This is a genomic window from Bradyrhizobium sp. RD5-C2 (genome assembly GCF_019972155.1).
GTDB lineage: Bacteria > Pseudomonadota > Alphaproteobacteria > Rhizobiales > Xanthobacteraceae > Bradyrhizobium.
Map to the genome: position 1 here is coordinate 1 of NZ_BOVL01000050.1, position 331 is coordinate 331.

Genomic DNA, 331 nt, shown 5'->3' on the forward strand with positions numbered 1-331 from the left:
AGCGCCTCGCGAAGCGCGAGGTCATAGATACCCGTCGCCTCGAAGACGACCAGCGCATCGCATTGCCAACGCGCCACCTGCTGTGTGATGGCCTGTGTCGCGTTGGCAATGCGCCTCGGCACGCCGTCAGCCTCATCAAAGATATCGAGGTGTTTTTTGGAGATGTCGATTCCGACGTAACGAAGAGCTATGATCACGGTGCCTGTCCCTGTGATGCGAGGTCTGTTGGCGCAGCCTCGTGCAACTGTTCAGGTTTGTAGATGGAACGGGCGGGAGACCGAGCCGGCTCACGGCGTCAAGCGCCAAGGACCCAACGGCTTCCCGCCCACCC

1 pseudogene is annotated in these 331 nt (G+C 61.0%); it reads right to left on the reverse strand.

Going from position 1 to position 331, the window contains the following annotated elements:
- Window positions 1–197, reverse strand: a pseudogene (locus BraRD5C2_RS34110) (IS110 family transposase); the annotation flags it as partial.
- Window positions 198–331 lie beyond the last annotated feature (134 nt).